The sequence below is a fragment of the Clostridium sp. CX1 genome (assembly GCF_025398335.1).
GTDB classification, from domain to species: Bacteria; Bacillota; Clostridia; order Clostridiales; family Clostridiaceae; genus Clostridium_AM; species Clostridium_AM tanneri.
The window spans coordinates 290,339-310,160 of record NZ_JAODOO010000002.1 but is presented as its reverse complement, the minus strand read 5'-3'; the positions used below and the strand labels follow the sequence as shown (position 1 = coordinate 310,160).

The 19,822-nt window shown below is 33.8% G+C and carries 14 protein-coding genes; 8 read left to right on the top strand and 6 right to left on the bottom strand.

Annotation, left to right across the window (positions count from 1 at the left end):
• The first annotated feature begins 111 nt into the window (after positions 1 to 111).
• Together clpB and N4T77_RS03350 are read left to right on the top strand one after the other, a co-directional pair.
• Positions 112 to 2,712, top strand: coding sequence for an ATP-dependent chaperone ClpB (clpB, locus tag N4T77_RS03355; RefSeq protein ID WP_261670324.1), 2,601 nt, complete (start codon positions 112 to 114; stop codon positions 2,710 to 2,712).
• 194 nt (positions 2,713 to 2,906) lie between these two features.
• Positions 2,907 to 5,117: a UvrD-helicase domain-containing protein gene (locus N4T77_RS03350; RefSeq protein ID WP_261670323.1), complete on the top strand. Its 2,211-nt coding sequence runs from the start codon at positions 2,907 to 2,909 to the stop codon at positions 5,115 to 5,117.
• A 121-nt stretch (positions 5,118 to 5,238) separates the two neighbouring features.
• Here N4T77_RS03350 and N4T77_RS03345 read toward each other — a convergent pair whose 3' ends face one another.
• A complete protein-coding gene (locus N4T77_RS03345) occupies positions 5,239 to 6,357 on the bottom strand; it encodes a DUF5667 domain-containing protein (protein ID WP_261670322.1) in 1,119 nt (372 codons plus the stop codon).
• A 233-nt stretch (positions 6,358 to 6,590) separates the two neighbouring features.
• Here N4T77_RS03345 and N4T77_RS03340 point away from each other — a divergent pair, with 233 nt between their 5' ends.
• Entirely contained in the window at positions 6,591 to 8,306 is a 1,716-nt protein-coding gene (locus N4T77_RS03340; RefSeq protein WP_261670321.1) for a methyl-accepting chemotaxis protein, read from the top strand.
• Between the two features lie 157 nt (positions 8,307 to 8,463).
• Here the strand turns inward: N4T77_RS03340 and N4T77_RS03335 are convergent, their stop codons facing one another.
• On the bottom strand, positions 8,464 to 9,768 hold the full coding sequence (locus tag N4T77_RS03335) for an aminotransferase class V-fold PLP-dependent enzyme (RefSeq protein WP_261670320.1): 1,305 nt from the start codon (positions 9,766 to 9,768) through the stop codon (positions 8,464 to 8,466).
• Positions 9,769 to 10,143: 375 nt separating this feature from the next.
• Between N4T77_RS03335 and tkt the strand changes: the two genes are divergently transcribed.
• Positions 10,144 to 12,126: a transketolase gene (gene tkt, locus N4T77_RS03330; protein WP_261670319.1), complete on the top strand. Its 1,983-nt coding sequence runs from the start codon at positions 10,144 to 10,146 to the stop codon at positions 12,124 to 12,126.
• A 52-nt stretch (positions 12,127 to 12,178) separates the two neighbouring features.
• On the opposite strand, the gene N4T77_RS03325 is transcribed toward tkt, so the two are convergent.
• Together N4T77_RS03325 and N4T77_RS03320 are read right to left on the bottom strand one after the other, a co-directional pair.
• Positions 12,179 to 12,856, bottom strand: coding sequence for a uracil-DNA glycosylase (locus N4T77_RS03325; RefSeq protein ID WP_261670318.1), 678 nt, complete (start codon positions 12,854 to 12,856; stop codon positions 12,179 to 12,181).
• A 461-nt stretch (positions 12,857 to 13,317) separates the two neighbouring features.
• Positions 13,318 to 14,904 carry a cell wall-binding repeat-containing protein gene (locus N4T77_RS03320; protein WP_261670317.1) on the bottom strand — a complete coding sequence of 529 codons (1,587 nt, stop codon included), beginning with the start codon at positions 14,902 to 14,904 and terminating at the stop codon, positions 13,318 to 13,320.
• A gap of 180 nt (positions 14,905 to 15,084) precedes the next feature.
• On the opposite strand from N4T77_RS03320, the gene N4T77_RS03315 reads away from it, so the two are divergent.
• The 4 genes from N4T77_RS03315 to N4T77_RS03300 all read left to right on the top strand — a co-directional run bounded on the left by N4T77_RS03315 (position 15,085) and on the right by N4T77_RS03300 (position 17,765).
• Positions 15,085 to 16,191: a glycoside hydrolase family 113 gene (locus N4T77_RS03315; protein WP_261670316.1), complete on the top strand. Its 1,107-nt coding sequence runs from the start codon at positions 15,085 to 15,087 to the stop codon at positions 16,189 to 16,191.
• 64 nt (positions 16,192 to 16,255) lie between these two features.
• Positions 16,256 to 16,897 (top strand): leucyl/phenylalanyl-tRNA--protein transferase, encoded by a 642-nt coding sequence (gene aat, locus N4T77_RS03310; protein WP_261670315.1) that lies wholly within the window; start codon positions 16,256 to 16,258, stop codon positions 16,895 to 16,897.
• 119 nt (positions 16,898 to 17,016) lie between these two features.
• Complete coding sequence (locus N4T77_RS03305) at positions 17,017 to 17,382, top strand: helix-turn-helix transcriptional regulator (protein WP_261670314.1); 366 nt, start codon at positions 17,017 to 17,019, stop codon at positions 17,380 to 17,382.
• A gap of 14 nt (positions 17,383 to 17,396) precedes the next feature.
• Positions 17,397 to 17,765, top strand: a complete 369-nt coding sequence (locus N4T77_RS03300; RefSeq protein ID WP_261670313.1) for a NifB/NifX family molybdenum-iron cluster-binding protein — start codon at positions 17,397 to 17,399, stop codon at positions 17,763 to 17,765.
• A 196-nt stretch (positions 17,766 to 17,961) separates the two neighbouring features.
• Here N4T77_RS03300 and N4T77_RS03295 read toward each other — a convergent pair whose 3' ends face one another.
• Complete coding sequence (locus N4T77_RS03295; protein ID WP_261670312.1) at positions 17,962 to 18,699, bottom strand: NADPH-dependent oxidoreductase; 738 nt, start codon at positions 18,697 to 18,699, stop codon at positions 17,962 to 17,964.
• Positions 18,700 to 18,859: 160 nt separating this feature from the next.
• Positions 18,860 to 19,816: an L-threonine 3-dehydrogenase gene (locus N4T77_RS03290; protein ID WP_261670311.1), complete on the bottom strand. Its 957-nt coding sequence runs from the start codon at positions 19,814 to 19,816 to the stop codon at positions 18,860 to 18,862.
• Positions 19,817 to 19,822 lie beyond the last annotated feature (6 nt).

Here is a 19,822-nt window from a genome sequence, read left to right as displayed (position 1 = left end):
TGAATATAATAGACATAAAATCAAAGTAAAAATGCACTTTGACTTTCTTTGACCTTTGTATTATTATTTAATTATAGATTAAAAATAACAACAGGAGAGGAGAAGCTGAATATGAACATAGAAAAAATGACTATAAGAGTACAACAAAGTTTAAATGATGCCCAACTAACAGCGGTTAAGTATAACCATCAACAGGTAGATGTAATTCATCTGTTTTCAGCTTTAGTAAACCAAGAAGATGGGTTAGTACCTAACATATTTGAGAAGATAGGTGTGAATATCAAGGCTTTAAAGGAAGATATACACCTTCAGTTAGATAAGATGCCTAAAGTTTTAGGAGAAGGAGCTCAAAACTCAGCGGTTTATGCAACTAGGAGAATAGAAGAGGTTTTAGTTAAGGCAGATTCTATAGCTGAAAAGTTTAAGGATTCCTACATTAGTGTAGAACATGTTATGTTAGCTATTATGGATATAGATGATAAAGGGTTGGTAGGAAGCCTATTAGCTAAATTTGATATAAAAAAATCAGAGTTTATGAAGGTGTTATCTCAAGTAAGGGGTAGTCAAAGGGTGGATACTCAAGATCCTGAAGGAACCTATGATGCATTAGCTAAGTATGGAACAAACTTAGTAGAATTAGCTAAAAAGCATAAGTTAGATCCTGTTATAGGAAGGGATGAAGAAATAAGAAGAACTGTTAGAATTCTTTCGAGAAGAACTAAAAATAATCCAGTATTAATCGGAGAGCCAGGTGTAGGTAAAACTGCTATAGTAGAAGGTCTAGCAGAAAGAATTGTAAGAGGAGATGTTCCTGAAGGGTTAAAGGATAAGATAATATTCTCCTTAGATATGGGAGCTTTAATTGCTGGAGCTAAATACAGAGGGGAATTCGAAGAAAGATTGAAGGCTGTACTTAAGGAAGTGCAAGGCTCCAATGGAAGAATAATATTATTTATAGATGAAATTCACACCATAGTGGGAGCTGGTAAAACAGAAGGAGCTATGGATGCTGGCAATCTTATTAAGCCACTACTTGCCAGAGGAGAACTTCATTGTATAGGTGCAACTACCTTTGATGAATATAGACAGTATATTGAAAAGGATAAGGCCTTAGAGAGAAGATTTCAGAAGGTAACTGTAGATGAACCTACTGTGGAAGATACTATTTCTATACTTAGAGGGTTGAAGGAAAGATTTGAAATTCATCATGGTATTAGAATTCATGATTCTGCTATTGTGGCAGCTTCAAAGCTATCACATAGATATATTCAAGGAAGATTTCTGCCAGATAAGGCTATTGACTTAATTGATGAAGCTGGTGCTATGATAAGAAGCGAAATAGATTCTCTTCCAACAGAATTAGATATGGTTAGAAGAAAACTCTTTCAATTAGAAACGGAAAAAGAGGCTTTATCAAAGGAAAATGATGAGGCATCAAAATCAAGGCTAGAAGTGTTAGACAAAGAGCTTGCAGAGCTTAAGGAAAAAAATGATGAAATGACAGCTAAATATGATAAAGAGAAGGGACATATACTCCAAATAAGAAATCTAAAGGCGCAATTAGATGAGGCAAGAGGAAACATTGAAAAATACGAAAGAGAATATGACTTAAATAAAGTAGCAGAATTGAGGTATGGTCTTATTCCTAAGCTTGAGGCTGAAATAAAGAAAAAAGAAGAGGAAATGAAGGAAAATTATGAAGGTGCTCTACTAAAAGAAGAGGTAACGGAAAATGAGATATCTGAAATAGTAGCTAAATGGACTGGAATTCCTATGTCTAAATTAGTAGAAGGAGAACGGGAAAAACTGTTAAACCTTGAAGAGGATTTACAAAAGAGGGTTATAGGTCAAGAAGAGGCAACAAGAAGTGTGTCTAATGCAGTTATAAGAGCGAGAGCTGGTATGAAGGATGAAAGAAGACCAATAGGTTCCTTTATATTCCTGGGACCAACAGGAGTAGGTAAAACAGAGCTTGCAAAGACCTTAGCTAGAAATCTTTTTGATAGTGAGGAAAATATTATTAGAATAGATATGTCTGAGTATATGGAAAAGTATTCAGTATCAAGACTTATAGGAGCACCTCCAGGATATGTAGGCTATGAAGAAGGAGGACAGCTAACAGAAGCTGTTAGAAGAAAACCCTATTCAGTAATCTTATTTGATGAAATAGAAAAAGCCCATGAGGATGTCTTTAATGTATTTCTTCAAATTTTAGATGACGGAAGGCTTACAGACAATAAAGGAAAAACTATTGATTTTAAGAACACAATAATAATAATGACTTCTAATATAGGAAGCAGTTATCTTCTTGAAAATAAAAGTGAAAATTCTATTGATGAAAATATTAGGAATGCAGTAATGAAGGAAATGAAGGGAAGATTTAAACCTGAATTTTTAAATAGATTAGATGACATTATATTATTTAGACCACTAAACAATGAAGGTATTAAGAAAATAATAGATATATTCCTTCAAGATGTAAGAAAGAGACTTAAGGACAGAAATATCACTATGAAGGTTACTGAAGAGGCTAAAGAGCTTTTAGCGGAGGAAGGTTATGATCCAGTTTATGGAGCTAGACCACTAAGAAGATATATTGAAAACACTCTGGAAACTAATATAGCTAGAAAAATAATAGCCGGTGAAGTTTACGATGGCTCTACTATAGTTGTAGATGGTAAGGATGATAATATTGTAATTATAGTTGAATAGCATATTCAAAAGCCAATGCTTAATTTAATTAGGCATTGGCTTTTATCTTTACAAAGTTATATTCTAAGAGTATAATTAAGTTTTGTGCAGAATTATAACGATTTTATCATAATTAATTATTTTACACAATAATCTTATCACAACATTAATGGTAATGTCAAGATTTTATTTTAAAATTATAGGAGAGTGATTAAATGAATAATTTTGATGAGAGCCAAAAAGAAGAATTAGATTATCTTGAAAAAACTTTATCTATTATTAAAAAGGAAATTAAAAAGGAAGAGGAAGCTTTAAATTTAAAACTAGGTAATGTTATATCTTCAAGAAGAGAAATGTGGGAGAATACTTCTCACGGTTCAGAGGACTTTGACAAAATACCAGAGATGATAGCATATTTAAATGAAGCTGATACAAAAACAAGAGATTATATAGGAACAGAAAAAAGAATTGACAGATATAATAGGCTGATTAAAGTTCCCTACTTTGGAAGGTTTGATTTTTCGGAAGAAGGCTTTGGGGATAGGGAGAAAATTTATATTGGTCTATGTAATTTAATGGATTCGGAAAAGGAGGATATCTATGTATACGACTGGCGAGCTCCTATATCCAGCATATTTTATAGAAATGAATTAGGAAAGGCTTTCTATAAGTCTCCAGCAGGTATTGTCAATGGAGAGGTTTTGCTAAAAAGGCAGTATAAAATTGAAGATTCTAAGCTTAAGTATTTTTTCGACAGCAGTATAAAAATAAATGATGAAATACTTCAGGAGATATTAGGCAGAAACTCTTCTCCTAAAATGAAAAGTATAGTTGAAACTATTCAAAAGGAGCAGGATCTTATTATAAGAAATACCGAAAGTGATCTTTTAATTGTGCAAGGCGCAGCAGGAAGTGGAAAAACCTCTATTGCACTGCATAGAATAGCCTTTTTACTTTATGAAGGCTTAAACTCAAAGTTAAGTGCAAATAATGTTATGATAATTTCTCCTAATTCAATATTTAGTAAATATATATCTGACGTACTGCCAGAGCTAGGAGAAGAAAATGTAGAACAGCTAACCTTTGATGATTTTGTTCAAGGTGAGAAAAGACAAAATCAGATGGAAAGGCTCATGGAGCTGCAGGGAAGCGAAGAGTTTGTTATTAAACTTGAAAGTATAAAATTTAAGGGTTCCAGTGAATTTGTAGAAATAATTGATAGAGTGATTAAATACTATGAGAGAAAATTAATTCCCTTTAAAGATGTTTACTATAACGGGAAAATAATTGAAACAGCACAACAGTTAAAAGATGTATTTCTTAATAATAAGATTAATATGCCAGCAGCCAAAAGGCTAAAGAGACTAGAAAACATGATACTCAATAAGATTCATCCTCTAAGAAAGAAAAGACTTGAAGCCATTGAAAAGGTTGTGGAAAGAACTACGGAATCTCATAGTCTTGAAATAAAGTCCTTTAGTAGGCTTATAGCTATTAAAGAAGCTAATAAACTTATGGAGTACATTCACAGTTTTACTGAGATAGATTACATGAGATTATATAAGCTGATTTTTAAGGATAAGGACTTGTTTTTTAGGTTATCTAAAGGTATTAAGCTGCCTGATAACATAGAAAAAATTATAACTGAAACTAATAAAAACCTTAATAGAGGATTTATATCCTATGAGGATTCCGCTGCTCTTTTATACATTAAGCTTAAAATGGCAGGTAATGAAGACTTTGGTGAAATTAAACAGGTAGTAATAGATGAGGCACAGGACTATTATCCTATTCACTATCACATTTTTAATCTATTATTTAGAAACGCAAAATATACTGTGTTAGGGGACTTTAACCAGACCTTGGAAAGAAGTGGAGATGACAATATATACGATTATGTGGAGCGTATACTTCTCAAAGCAAAATCCTTTAAGGTTACTCTAAATAAAAGTTATAGATCCTCTTTTGAAATTAATGCCTTTAATCAAAGACTGCTTAATAAAAAACAGGATATTATATCTTTCGAGAGACATGAGTCAGAACCGGAAGTTAAATTTATGGAGGATTTAAATCAACTAGATAAATCTCTTTGTGAAGATGTACGTAAGTTTTATCAAAGGGGATATAAGTCAATAGCTATAATATGTAAAACTAAAGAAGAGGCCAGGGATATTCAAATTAGATTAAAGGACAGCATAGATATAAAGGTTTTAAATGATAGAAATTATGAAAAGAAAAACTCCTTATTAGTCGTGCCTTCCTATTTAGCCAAGGGTTTAGAATTTGACGTAGTGCTTGTCTATAATGTTTCTAAAGTCAATTATAAAAGTGACTTCGATAAAAGACTTCTCTATATAGCTTGCACTAGAGCACTGCACCAACTAACATTGTATTATACTGGAGAAAAAAGTGAGTTTATACTTTAGATTGAAATTTATAGATATTTTAATAATACACTGTAGTTAACCCTTAGGAAAACTATTTGTTTAGAAAAGCTTAAAAGCCAGTGCTAAGCAATGCAAGCACTGGCTTTTAGTTTAAGCCCTTTTAGTGATTAGACTTATTTTCTTTTGATGAATTATTTTCCTTATCAGATTTTATTTGCTGACCTTTATTTTCTTTAGCATTATTTTCCTTTGATGAGTTATTTTCTTTATTAGTTTTTACCTCTTGACCTTTATTTACCTTCTCTGTTACATCAACTTTAGTAGTATTTGTAACTGTACTATCGTTGTTAACAGGAGCTTCAGTAGTTGTAGTTGTCTCAGTACCATCTGTTTTTGTTGTAGTCTCGCTGTTTTCTGCTGGAGCAGTTACAGTTGATGTATCCTTATTTTCAGTGGTAGTACCCTCTTGAGGTGTAGTGTCATCCTTAGCTTCTTCTTTTTTCTCTTTGTTTGCTTGTTTCTTTAACTGACCTACTCCTCCTTTCATAGCTTCTTTCTTTGTAGCAACTACTTGGTTGAATTTTTCAGTTTGAGTAGCTAGTGCTTGTTGAGCTTGTTTTAAGCTTTCTTCAGCAGTTTTTACTGCCTGCTGGTCGCCAGCTTTTTTAGCTTGCTCTAGATTCTTTTCAGCAGTCTTTACTGCCTGCTTATTTTGAATTAGTGTTTGTCTTTCTTGAGCAACTGCCGCTACTGCTTCTTTCTTTCTTGTTTGCATTTCTATAACTAGAGCTAAAGTTTCTTTAGCGTTTCCAGAAACTTTGCTTTCTATGCCTTTTAGAACCTCTATAGATTTTGTTTGTTTATCAGCTATTGTTGTTTCTAGTTTTTCTAAATCCTCTAATTTTATAGCACTGTCTGTAGTACCATCAGTTGCTTTTTCTATAGCACTATCTACTTTATCTTGAGCTTCTGTCATTTTTTCATTGTACTCATTTAAGGCTTCTGTGGAAAGCTCACCATTATTTTCAGTGACCATTACTTCACTTTCTCCAAGTCTCTCTTCTGCTACTTCAACTAAAGCCTCAGCCTCTTTCTCTTCACCGGAAGCCATGTCAATCTTCAAGTTATCTAAAGCTTGATCTACAGGATACAATATAGTATTATCTGGTGTTATGCCAGCCTTGTCTGCAAGTGATTCAGCAGTTGTATCTGCAAAAGCCCTTCCTCCTAAACTTAAAGATACAGCTAAAGCTGTAACAAATAATGCAATTTTTTTCATGATTGTTCCTCCCTAAATTTCCTTATCATATTCTTTTCACAGATATATACGGGAAGTATTTTACTTTTTAAGGGGGGGCATAAATATTTTTTTAAAAATACTATAGAAATTTAACATTAATTTTTATACAAAAATTTAGAAATTTAAGTAAAGGTTTTACAAATAGTAGCGATAAATGATATATACTGTCGATTTTTATACATACAGTAGTATTATGCATTGGGAGGGGTCTTATGAATTTTAACAAGATTAAATTGTCTAACAAGCTGCTTATTGGATTTTCATTAATGATTATTCTTGTAGTGGCAGTATCTTCACTAGGAATAATTCGTCTAAACCAAACTAATAAAATAGTAGAAGATCTAATTTCTACTGACAACAAAAAAGTATCTTTATCCTATGAAATGAGAGGTCATATTAACAAAATTGCTATTAGTGTAAGAAATATAGCAATTAGCGATGAACCGAAATACATGGAAGAACAGAAAAAAATAATAGAGGAAAATGAAGAGCTTTACAGAGATAAGGAAAAGCAGCTAGGAGCGCTAATTTACACTGAAAAAGGTAAAGAAGTATATAAAGAGCTATTAGCTAACGACGAAATTACTTTTTCTGCTTTTGGGAAGGCTATAGAGGCTGGTATGAAGAGTGGACTAACAAATGCAGAACTTCAAGGTGTAATGACTACAATAGAAAAGCCACAGAATAATTTGATACAAAATATAGAAACTATAATAACCTTACAAGAAGAAATGTCTAAGTCTAAAGGAGATACTATTAGACAAACTGCTTCCCTTTCTTCAAAATTGATGGTTATATTTTTAACAACAAGTGTTATAGTTGGAGTTCTTTCTACCTATGTTATAAGAAAAAGTATCATAAGTCAACTTCAGGAAGTAGTAAAGGGTGCTTTAGAGCTAGCAAAAGGAAATCTTAATTTTAAGATGAAGGTAGTTTCTAAGGATGAAATAGGACAAATCATCGCATCTCTAAATAATGCCGTTGAAAAGCTTAATGAAAGTATGAGCGAAATTAAAAATAAGAGTGTTACCATTCTGGAAAGCAGCGAATCTGCAAACCAGATGTTTGCAGAGATAGGCGCTGAAGTTGAGCAAATATCTGCCTCTACGGAAGAAATTTCAGCTGGAATGGAAGAATGTTCTGCTGCAGTTGAAGAAGTTGCTTCAATGTCTTTAACAGTAAAGGAGGAGGTAAATACAACTGCTAAAAAAGCACAGGAGGGCTTAGATCTTGCTTTAAATATACAAGAAAAAGCTGCTTCTATGAATAATGAATCTATTCAATCAAGGGAAAGTGCAGAAAAGATATATAGCCAAACAAGGGTAAGTTTAGAGAAGGCGCTGGAAGAAGCAAAGGTTGTAAATGAGATATTAGAAATGGCAAAAAGCATAGATGCAATATCAAATCAAACTAACCTTCTTGCACTAAACGCAGCTATAGAAGCGGCTAGAGCTGGAGAGCAGGGAAAAGGCTTTGCTGTTGTTGCAGAAGAAGTGAGAAAGCTTGCAGAAGAGTCATCAAAAGCAGTTGCACAAATACAAAGTAAAGTGGATACAGTCTTAAAGGCAGTTGATAAACTGACAAACTCCTCTCAGAATATTTTAATGTTTGTGGAGAAGGATGTTCTTAAGGATTATGACAAATTAATTTTAATAAGTAGTGAATATAAAAAGGATGGACATACTGTAAAAAATATAGTAGAGAAATTTGCAGAGGTTTCTAAGAGTATTTCTACTTCTGTAGATCATATATCAAAAAGCATGGAGGAAGTTGCCCTTTCTGTGTCAGAGGTGGCAAAGACTTCAGAAGATATTGCTTCTAGTACTGCTGAAGTTAATAATAAAAATGGACTTGTAATAAGGGAAGCAAATAACAATGCAGAAAGCGCCAAAGAATTAGAAAAGCTTGTTGAAGAGTTTAATTTATAGAAAGTCTATCTTATAGTTTAAAAAAATAAAAGCCAGTGCTTAATATTTAGAAGCATTGGCTTAAAGTTTTATAAAATATAATATTATAAATGTTAGTAGATAACTTAGGCCTTATGCAATAGGAATTTTAATTGTCTTCATCCATGAATAATCATCCTTAAGACTTATTTTTAATAATTTTTTTTATAGTTTTTACTAGCACATCCACTTCAGAGTAAGTGTTATAAAAACTAAAGCTAAGTCTAACTATCCCAGGACGTTTGGCGCTTTTGTTGTCCTGATAAAATTTCATTTCTTCAGTTGGAATTTTTAAAAGTCGTCTTACATAGGGATGTGCACAAAAACAACCACTTCTTACTGCAATTCCGGACATTTGTGATAGTAATTTTGCTGTTTCTTCATGATAAACACCATCTATATTAAAAGGTAAAATTGCAACCTTATCCCTAGGGCTGTCTGTATCGCAATATATTGTAACACCGGGTATTTTCTTTAGCTCACTTAGAGCATAATTATAGATATCCATTTCATATTTGTCTATATTTTTCATGCCTAATTTCATCAAGGTATGAATTGAGGCAGTTAAGGCTATAACCCCCATAACATTAGGGGTACCAGCTTCGTTTTTATCAGGAGGCTTAGCCCAGGTTACAGAGTCATCTGTTACAATATCTATGGTTCCACCACCAACATAGTCAGGTTCAGCCTGCATAAAAAATTCTTTAGGGCCTATAAGTACCCCTATACCAAAGGGAGCATACATTTTATGGGCTGAAAAAACAAGAAAATCTATCTCCTCGTCTTTCTTTGAGGATTCCATGTAGATAGGATAGTGAGGAACCAGCTGAGCACCATCAACTAGTATCTTTGCACCATATCTGTGACAGATGCTAGCTATCTTATATATGGGATTTTTGTACCCAGTAACATTTGAGGCACCAGTAACACATACTAATTTAACTTTTCCGCCGTATTTTTTCAACTTGCTTTTTAAATCTTCTACTAGAAGTCTTCCGGTTTCATCTACATCAATATAATCAACTTTAAACTTATTTCTCCAAGGCAAGTCATTAGAGTGGTGCTCCATTCGTGTAGATAAAACTATACAATCTTTTTCTAAGTTGGAAAAAGCGTAGGATAGCTTATTTATAGCTTCTGTAGCATTTTTTACATAAATCACTGTGTTTTTATCAGGATTACAGTGAACAAATTTGCATATTGTTTTTCTAGAATCCTCGTATAGTTTAGAGGAAAATACTGATTTAAATCCCGTTCCTCTGTGAATTGAGGAATAGTATTTTGAAAAGCTTCCTATTTCCTCTAGGACATACTTAAGTGGAGGAGTAGTAGCCGCATTATCAAAATTTATGGCCGCTGTTACTTTTCTACCTCTGATAGGAACCTTTTCATCTACACCCACTACCATGGATCTATAATCTAATTTTGTTTTATTATGACTCATAGTAAATCACTCCTTATGATAATAATATGCAAAGTTGCAAAGGGAGTGACAACCTTAGGCTCCCTATTTTGTAGTAATTTATCCGATGACTACCCGCTCTAATACTTCCTCGCACGGTGTGAAAGTGATTCACACAAAATCAAAGATTTTGGTTCTCTACTTTTCTCTAGGAGGGAGTAAAGAGCGACTACGTCCCTGGATTCGTTCAACTAAGAATCAGATGGAGTTGAAACTCCATCTGATTCAAGTTTCCACTTCATAAGCATTATAGGGTACTTTTACTGCACTTAGCGTTTAGGACTAATATTATATAAACTTAGAGTCATACTATATATTATACTAGCTTCATGTAATTAAGAGAGGAGAACTTATAAAATGGAAAATATTCAAGAGTTAACAGTAAATACTATAAGACTACTATCTGCTGAAGGTGTTGAAAAAGCAAAGTCAGGGCATCCAGGTCTGCCGCTAGGTGCAGCTCCAATGGCCTATGCTCTATGGGCAAAGCAAATGAATCATAATCCAGAAAACCCAGAGTGGATAAATAGAGACAGATTTGTGCTGTCTGCTGGACATGGTTCTATACTGTTATATTCTCTACTTCATCTTTTTGGATACGGACTTACTGTAGAGGATGTTAAAAACTTTAGACAACTTGGAAGTAAGACACCAGGACATCCTGAGTATGGTCATACTGTAGGGGTTGAAACTACCACAGGACCTTTAGGCCAGGGTGTAGCCAATGCAGTAGGCATGGCAATGGCAGAGGCATACTTAGCTAATAAGTTTAACAAACCAGGCTATGAGGTAATAAATCATTATACCTATGCTATAACTGGAGATGGCTGTATGATGGAAGGAGTATCTGCAGAGGCAGCATCCCTAGCAGGTACTTTAGAATTAGGTAAACTTATACTTTTATATGACTCTAATAATATATCTATAGAGGGAAACACGGATATTGCCTTTAAAGAAGATGTAGCAAAACGCTATGAAGCTTACGGCTGGCAGGTATTAACTGTTGAAGATGGCAATGATATTGAACAAATTACCAAAGCAATAGGTACTGCAAAGGAAGATAAAAAAAGACCAAGTTTAATAATAGTAAAAACTCAAATAGGATATGGATCACCTAAGCAGGGAACAGCTTCTGTTCATGGTGAACCCTTGGGAATAGAGAATATTCACAAGACAAAGGAGTTCTTAAAATGGACTTATAGTGAAGATTTTCATGTGCCTAAGGAAGTTAGAGATCATATGGAAACCCTTAAGACTAAAGGGAAGAAGGAGGAGGAGAACTGGAATAAGCTCTTTGAAGACTACAAAAACAAGTATCCAGAGCTTGCAGAGGAATGGGACCCTTGGCACAGCAAGGAACTTCCTGTGGATTTACTAAACAATGAAGAGCTTTGGAATTTCGATAAGAAGATGGCTACAAGAGCATCTTCTGGAGCGATAATAAATAAATTAGCCAAATTAGTTCCAAATCTAATTGGAGGTTCTGCAGATTTAGCTCCTTCAAATAAAACCTATATGAAGGATAAAGGGGATTTTTCAGCAGAGGATAGAAGTGGAGCAAATCTTCACTATGGAGTAAGAGAGCATGCTATGGCTGCCATTGCCAATGGTATTGCAGTTCATGGCGGTCTTAGAAACTTTGTGGCAACCTTCTTTGTATTCAGTGATTATATGAAAGGAGCTATGAGGTTATCTGCCCTTATGAAGCTGCCAGTAGTATATGTTCTCACCCATGATAGCATTGGAGTTGGAGAGGATGGTCCTACCCATGAGCCAATAGAGCATTTAGCTTCTCTTAGAAGTATTCCGAACTTTACAGTATTTAGACCAGCTGATTCAAAGGAAACTGCTGCAGGATGGATTTATGCTTTAGAGAGAAAAGATGGACCAACAGCATTAGTGCTTTCAAGACAAGATTTACCTCTATATAAGGAAAGTTCAAAGGAAGCTTTAAAGGGTGCATATATTTTAAAGAACAGCGAAAAGTCCCAGCCAGACATTATACTTATGGCTAGTGGCTCAGAGGTAGAATTGATATATGAAGCCTCAAAGCTTTTAAAGGAAAAGGGAATAGATGCAAGAGTTGTAAGTATGCCTTCTTGGGAGATATTTGAAAAACAAAGTAAAGAGTATAAGGAGAGTATACTACCTTCTAATATAAGAAAAAGACTGGCAGTAGAGGCAGCTAGTTCCTTTGGTTGGCACAAGTATGTAGGTTTTGATGGAGATATAATTTCCATAGATACCTTTGGAGCTTCTGCCCCAGGAGAAATATTATTTAAAGAATTTGGATTTACTGTAGAGAATGTAGTAGAGAAAGCGTTAAATATATTGAAATAGGGAACAAAAACAGCTATTAACTGCATAGTTAGACTGCAGCTAATAGCTGTTCTTAAATACTTTCAATTTGCCAATCAATAGCTTTTTCACCTATAGACATTAAAAAGTTATTGGTCTTTGAAAAAGGCTTACTATTGAAAAAACCTCTGTAAGCTGAAAGAGGACTTGGATGAGGAGAAGTAATTATATAATGATCATTATTTGTTATAAGTTTTTTCTTAGAAATAGCATTACTGCCCCATAGAATAAAAACAATAGGTTTTTTTCTTTCATTAAGTATAGATATTATTCTATCAGTAAGTATCTCCCAACCTTTATCCCTGTGAGAATTCGCTTGCCCACCCCTTACTGTTAATGAGGTGTTAAGCAAAAGTACTCCTTGATCAGCCCACTTTTTTAAGTAGCCATTGTTAGGTATATAGCAGCCAAGATCATCCTGCAATTCCTTGTATATATTAACCAGCGAAGGAGGAATAGCTACCCCTGGTTTTACTGAAAAGCTAAGACCATGAGCTTGATTAGGACCATGGTAAGGGTCCTGACCTAATATAACCACTTTTACATCCTTATATGCTGTAAAGTTTAAGGCGTTAAATATATCATATTTATCTGGATATATAATGGTAGAATTATATTCTTTTATTAGGAATTTTCTTAATTGATTGTAATAATCCTTTTCGAACTCATTTTTCAATAAGTCCATCCAGTCATTTTTAATGTTAACAGCCATGTTATCACCCTGCCTAAATTTATTAAGATAGTCTAATAATATCAGATAAACTAGAAAAATAGAAGTATAGGCTCTATTACAAACTCCGTCAAAATAATTTTTTCTATGTGTTATAGAAAAGCTAAAAGCCAACACTTAAAATAAGCGTTGGCTTTAAATTCTAATTAAATGTCCAAAATACCGGTACTCTAATTTTGATACCTATCTCCCGATAGGTGGGTGTCAGCATAGATGTTTCAATCGCCTTCAATGCCGTAAAAAGGACTCATAAGAAAGTACATTTCCATATCTAACTTATCGGACTCCCGTAGCTTAAATGTAGGTTCAAAACAAGAGCGTAACGCATATTTCAGAATGCTTTACCAAGAAAATTGTTGTTTCTTGATGTAATTATAATAGCATATTTAGGGGTCTAACACAATAGTATATTTAAAGCAAATTGATATTTTTTTGATTAAGTATTACATGCTATTTAATTCAGCGGTAGGACCCATAATTATTACTGGATTTTTTGATGGATCCATCCACAGCAGTATTTTTAAAAGCTTGTCTTCAGGCATTCCTACACAACCTAAGGTTCCTCCGCCGGAGTAAGGGGCTATATGTAGGAATATGCCGCTGCCTTTGCCGTATATTTTATCTGAGTTATAGTTAAAATCTGTTGCTGCAGCATATTTATATAATGGTTGAGAAGATAAAAGCTCATAGTCTGCAAATCTTTTTTTAGGATCACCCTTATAAGTCATCCAAACATTATACTCATCCCAGGTAGTATTACTTACCCAGTAATCATAAGGACCTGCTGCTCTAAAGGGATACTTAAACCCAGGATTTCCATTCCAACCAAATAAGAAGGGAAAATGATAGGCACCAACAGGAGTTGTCTTATCGCCTTCATGTCTATTAGTGGAAAATCCATTCATACCTATAACAGCACTGAAGGGAGATATATACTCTGACCATTTTCCATCAATAAGCTCATAGGCTGAAGCAGTAACCTGGAAAGTTCCTGTGGAAGGTGACTCTACAATTATAACCTGCGAGGAGTTTCCTACAGAATTTAAGTTATCTATAAGTTTATTTGGAACACCCATTAAATTATTTACCACCCTTGGTCTTATAGAACCGCCGCCACCAACAACTATCATATTTTCTATGCTGTCCTTGTTAGAGTATATGTATTTATAGGATTCAGTGGTACCAGACTTGTCCATAAGAAGTAAGGGTTTTAAGTTTTTAGCGGATAAAGCAGAACAGGCTAAAGCATCAGGAAAGCCTTCTCCGCTGGCAATATAGGAGGAATTTAATGAGGTTGCGTCAAAAAATTGTTGAAATACCTTCATATTTGTAGAATACCTATCATCTCCATATATCCTAGTAGCATTACTAAAAGCACTTAGTACAGATAGATTTATGGAGTTTGGACCTCCAATAACATAAGTGGTGTTTATTTTTTTATCCTTGATATAGTTTAACACTGAATTATGTATAATATTGGAATTAACTAATAGAATAGGAATTCCCTTCATAGCAGCTACAGGAGATATGGATAATCCATCAGGGTAGTTATCTCCATTAACAACTACTAGTTCCTTAGGAGTATCTAATTCCTCTGCGATTTTAACACTGGTTTCATATCTATCTTGTCCAGATATTCTTCTGCAACTATAGCCTAGCTTTTCTAAAGCTTCTTTTACTGAGTCTGATATTACAGCGGTTCCGCCTATAACTAATATGTTCTTGGCATTCAATCTTGATAGCTCCTCAGAAATATCCTGAGACAAATCCCTTCCTTCTGTCAAAAGAATAGGAGCATCATACTTTTTAGCCAGGGGAGTAGCACATAGGCCATCAGCAAAATTCTCACCGGAAGCCAAGACTACATAATCTGATTTATTCCAGCCATATTTACTTATTTCTATAGAGGTCTTATATCTGCTATCTCCAGAGATCCTTGTAATATTAGGAGAAGCCTGAACCTTAAAATTATATAATGATATTAAAAGTATAGTAAAAATTAAAAATAAGTTTAGCTTTAGTTTTTTCATAATACATATACACCTCATTTTAATAATATAGGGGCTCTCCTTATTATATCAAGGTTATATAAGGTTTTCCACAGATGGCAAGAAAAGCTTATTTTGCATATACATAGATTTGTTTTATTAAAACAGTTATAATATTTTAGAGGGAATTTAAAATTCAATATAGCAGAACGGGAGAAAGAGATGAGTAAGAAAAAAATAGCACTATTTTTTATATTGGTTATTATAATAGCTTTAGGCTATTTCATAAAAACTAACCCAGAAGCTAGGGGCTTCATAAATAAAAAAATAAATAAACTTCAGGGAAAAACACTAGACGAAAAATTTGAAGTGAAAATTAAATCTGGAAATCTATCTACAGATTATAATATAGAACAGGTTCTAAGGGATATAGATAAGTTTAAGCTAAACACTTTAAATATCCCTATAGTGATAAATATAGACAACCTGTCTTCTAGTGATATGACAGTAGATGAAGGCAGTATAAAGAGGGCAAAAAGCCTGATGAAAAAATTAAGGGGTAAACATATAAACATAATATTAGAACCCTACCCATGGATAGATAATGGTAGTAAGTATGAAACTGCCTGGAAGCCGGACAATATAGATGCTTTCTTTTGGAATTGGAAAACAAAGGTGTTAAAGGTACTCATCGATGAGGTAGCAGTTCCTTATCATGTAGATGCTTTAAATATAGGTTCTAGTTTTGTACATATGGAATATGCAGAAGGCTATTGGTGTGACACTATAGATTACGTGAGACAATATTATAAAGGGCTGGTAACCTACAGAACTGGATGGTGGTATACAGCCCATTGGAAACCAGAAACCATTGTAGATTATGAAAAAAAGTTGAATAATAAATTATTTTCAAAGCTAGATTTTATTTCTATTGCAGCATATTTTGAGCTTACAGACAGAGATACAAATACTATAGAAGCTTTGGCTAGCTCCATAGGAAGTTCGGAAATATACGATAGGAAACAGAATATAAAGCAGGAAATAAAAAACTTTCATGATAAATGGGGCAAACCTATTTTCTTTGGTGAACTAGGTTTTCCAAAAACCAACAGTGCCTCTGTACATCCTTGGAATCCATATCAGAATGATGTTGTAAATAATATTGAGCAGGCAAATTGTTTTGAGGCATATAGAAGAAACTTTGAAAAGGAACAGTGGTTTTTAGGTTTTTCCATATTTGCTATAGGTGAAACAAGTAGTGATAAGAGATATTATCCAAGTGAAGAGAGTACTGCAGTTATTAGAAACTGGTATAAGCCAAAGGAATAAAGCTTTATTTACATATATTTTAGGGAATATTGATAGGTATATAGAAAATTTGGAGGAATTAATTATGACTATATTTAGATTGCCAGAGGATTTAATATTTCCCCATCCCTCCCTTGCAGAGGAAGATGGACTTTTAGCAGTAGGAGGGGATTTATCTCCTGAGAGACTACTGCTTGCCTATAAAAATGGCATATTTCCTTGGTTTTCAGAAGGAGATCCCATACTTTGGTGGTCTCCAGATCCTAGGTTTGTTATCTATCCAAAGGATATAAAGGTTTCCCATTCTATGAAAAAGCTGCTTAAGAAAAATAGGTATACAGTTACCTTTGATACCTCCTTTAGGGAAGTAATATCTAACTGTGGAAATGTAAGAAAAGAAAGTGGTACATGGATTACTGAGGATATGATAGAAGCTTATTGCAAGCTTCATGAATTGGGAATTGCTCATTCTGTAGAAGCCTGGTATGAAGATAAATTAGTAGGGGGCTTATACGGTATAGTTATTGGAAAGTGCTTTTTTGGTGAATCAATGTTTTCAACTATGGACAATGCTTCTAAAACAGCCTTCATAACTCTTTGCAAGAGATTAGAAGCAGAAAATTTTGCATTGGTAGATTGTCAAGTTTATACTAAACATCTTGAAAGTCTAGGTGCAATAAATATCTCTAGAGAAGAATTCTTGAATATTATAAAGGCCAATGCTTAATAGTGAGCATTGGCCTTTATATATTTTAATAAGGAATAAATGGATTTAGTTGACAGACTTAGTTAAGTGAGGTATTATTTAATTAAGGAAATGCTTAATTAAAATTATAGGAGAAATCTATGAATGATATAGTACAGATATTTAAAGCATTAGGAGATGAAACTAGATTAAAAATATTAATTATACTTTCAAGGAGAAAAATTTGTGCAAAAGGTATTTCTAGACATTTGAACATTTCAGAAGCGGCAGTATCCCAGCACTTAAAGATACTTAGGGAAGCGGAAATTATTATAGGAGAAAAGGTTGGGTACTATGTCTATTATAATTTACAGCAGACAGCATTACTGCTTCTAACGGATTTTATTAATGAGCTAAAGGGTGATAAAACCTTAGGTAACTGTAAATTTACAGTAGATATACCTATGGATTGTAAGGCAGCTTGCAAAGCAAATAAATATAAATGTTGTGAGAAAAATAAAGTTTAGAAAGGGGAATAAAAATGAAAGTATGTGTTCCAGTAAAAGAAAATAAGGGGTTAGACAGTGTTCCGTTCAATCATTTTGGTACAGCACCATTATTCTTAATTTATGATTCAGAGAAAGAAGAATTAAAGGCAATTCAAAACGGGGATTTAAATCATCAACATGGAATGTGCCAGCCAATGAAAGCACTTTCAGGAGAAGAGGTTGACGCTATTTTAGTTGGCGGTATCGGTGCAGGGGCTATAAATAAACTAACTGCAAGAGGAATAAAAGTATATAGAGCTGTTAATGAAACGGTGTTGAAAAATATTGAACTGCTAAAGAAAAATGAACTAATGGAGTTTTCTATTAACAATACTTGCAACCATCATGACTGTGAGCATTAAAGTTAAGTAGGTTAGGGGCAAAATATAAAAACTTTAGTAATGTAGTACAGTAAAAATATTAAAGAGGCTGTAGCATTAAGAAATTTGCATACAATATATTGGTTTGCAACTCAATAACAAATACAATATGATGTAAAATTTATTCTTAGTGCCACAGCCCTTTAGACCAGTACAGTAATAATATTTACAACTGTAGCTATTTATCGTTTTTAAAGCCTTGTTCTTTAATGGTAGGATATACCTTAGGAAAATAAACAACCTTATAGGCATGGGCAATTTGGCTAGACCAGTTGCTTTGCTTATCTCCTCGTTCAGCATAGTACTTACTCATAGTATCATCATAATTGTCTATATGACCTTTAAGATTTTCCTTGTCATAGCTTTCATTATGAATAAAGCTTTCAAAGGGAAGTCTTGGTTTTTCCTTGGATAAATCCTCGGGATATCCGAGAACAAGTCCCGCTATAGGATAAGTATATTTAGGAAGTTCCAGTAGCTCAATTATCTTTTCAGGATTATTTCTAATGCCACCAATAGGCACAATTCCTAATCCTAAAGATTCAGCAGCAACTATAGTTCCTCCCATTGCAATTCCAGCATCAAAGGTACCTACTAGGGTTCCTTCTATACTTTCATGTATTACTTGGGTAGTTTTGTTTTTTTCACAGGCTAAATATGTCTTGTAGAAATCAGCCACAAAGACTAAAAAAACTGGAGCAGCACTTATCCATGGCTGACCACCGGATAACTCTGATATTACATCCTTTCTACTTTTATCCTTTACAACAATAATGGAAACCTGCTGACCATTGATAGAAGTAGGCATAGATTGTGCAGCCTTCAATATGTCTACTAGCACCTCTTGAGGTATATCTTTATCTAGGTACTTTCTTATGGATCTATGATTCTGGATTATCTTAATAGTCTCATTCATTTATTAACTTCCTTCCTTTAAGTATTTTTTAGAAAGGTAAAAACCTATAGTATCAAATTATTGTGCTACAGGTAGTATAAGTAGGAGAGATTATTTTATTCATAATAATGTTATAGAATGATAAAACCTGCGGTATAAACCGCAGGCTTCTTAGTTTAAATTATTTAATATTTAATTTTACTCTTAATTTTTCTAACATATCTTTTGACATTAGTGCTAGGTCATATTTTGCATTAAAGCCCCATTCTTCTCTTGCTGCACTGTCATCTATAGAATCTGGCCATGAGTTAGCAATTCCTTGTCTTACTGGATCAACATCATAATTAATTTCAAAGCTTGGTATATGCTTCTTAATCTCAGCTGCTACCATTTCTGGCTCAATGCTCATAGCTGTAATGTTGAAAGCGTTTCTGTGAATAAGTTTCTTAGGATCTGCTTCCATAAGAGTAACTATAGCATTTAGGGCATCTGGCATATACATCATATCCATGAAGGTTCCTTTATCAATAAAGGAAGTATATTTACCATTTTTCAATGCTTCATAATAAATATCAACTGCATAGTCAGTTGTTCCGCCACCAGGCAATGTTTCATAGGATATAAGTCCTGGGAAACGTACTCCTCTAGTATCAACTCCAAATCTCTTAAAGTAATAGTCGCAAAGAAGCTCACCAGACACTTTAGTAACTCCATACATAGTTTGAGGACGTTGAATTGTATCCTGTGGAGTTTTAACCTTTGGTGTTGAAGGTCCGAAGGCACCAATTGAACTTGGAGTAAAGAAGGAGCAGTTTAGTTCTCTTGCTACTTCTAGGGCATTAAATAGTCCTCCCATGTTAATTTCCCAAGCTAATACTGGTTTTGCTTCAGCAACTGCTGACAATAAGGCTGCAAGATGTATTATGGTATCAGCATTATGTTTCTTTGCTACTTCTGCCATAGCTTTTGAGTCTAAAACATCAACTATTTCAAAAGGACCAGATTCAACTGCTGGCATACCTTCTATTCTTCTTATATCCGTTGCAATAACATTGTCATTTCCATAAATATTTCTCATATGCATAACTAATTCTGATCCGATTTGTCCTAGTGATCCTGTTACTAATATTTTTTTCATGTTATT

What these genes read in the sequence shown, in the direction of transcription:
- N4T77_RS03300 (WP_261670313.1), top strand. Translation starts at nt 17,397, where the DNA reads ATGAAAGTATGTGTTCCAGTAAAAGAAAATAAGGGGTTAGACAGTGTT.
- aat (WP_261670315.1), top strand. Translation starts at nt 16,256, where the DNA reads ATGACTATATTTAGATTGCCAGAGGATTTAATATTTCCCCATCCCTCC.
- N4T77_RS03320 (WP_261670317.1), bottom strand. Translation starts at nt 14,904, where the DNA reads ATGAAAAAACTAAAGCTAAACTTATTTTTAATTTTTACTATACTTTTA.
- N4T77_RS03340 (WP_261670321.1), top strand. Translation starts at nt 6,591, where the DNA reads ATGAATTTTAACAAGATTAAATTGTCTAACAAGCTGCTTATTGGATTT.
- clpB (WP_261670324.1), top strand. Translation starts at nt 112, where the DNA reads ATGAACATAGAAAAAATGACTATAAGAGTACAACAAAGTTTAAATGAT.
- N4T77_RS03315 (WP_261670316.1), top strand. Translation starts at nt 15,085, where the DNA reads ATGAGTAAGAAAAAAATAGCACTATTTTTTATATTGGTTATTATAATA.
- N4T77_RS03350 (WP_261670323.1), top strand. Translation starts at nt 2,907, where the DNA reads ATGAATAATTTTGATGAGAGCCAAAAAGAAGAATTAGATTATCTTGAA.
- N4T77_RS03325 (WP_261670318.1), bottom strand. Translation starts at nt 12,856, where the DNA reads ATGGCTGTTAACATTAAAAATGACTGGATGGACTTATTGAAAAATGAG.
- tkt (WP_261670319.1), top strand. Translation starts at nt 10,144, where the DNA reads ATGGAAAATATTCAAGAGTTAACAGTAAATACTATAAGACTACTATCT.
- N4T77_RS03305 (WP_261670314.1), top strand. Translation starts at nt 17,017, where the DNA reads ATGAATGATATAGTACAGATATTTAAAGCATTAGGAGATGAAACTAGA.
- N4T77_RS03335 (WP_261670320.1), bottom strand. Translation starts at nt 9,768, where the DNA reads ATGAGTCATAATAAAACAAAATTAGATTATAGATCCATGGTAGTGGGT.
- N4T77_RS03290 (WP_261670311.1), bottom strand. Translation starts at nt 19,816, where the DNA reads ATGAAAAAAATATTAGTAACAGGATCACTAGGACAAATCGGATCAGAA.
- N4T77_RS03345 (WP_261670322.1), bottom strand. Translation starts at nt 6,357, where the DNA reads ATGAAAAAAATTGCATTATTTGTTACAGCTTTAGCTGTATCTTTAAGT.
- N4T77_RS03295 (WP_261670312.1), bottom strand. Translation starts at nt 18,699, where the DNA reads ATGAATGAGACTATTAAGATAATCCAGAATCATAGATCCATAAGAAAG.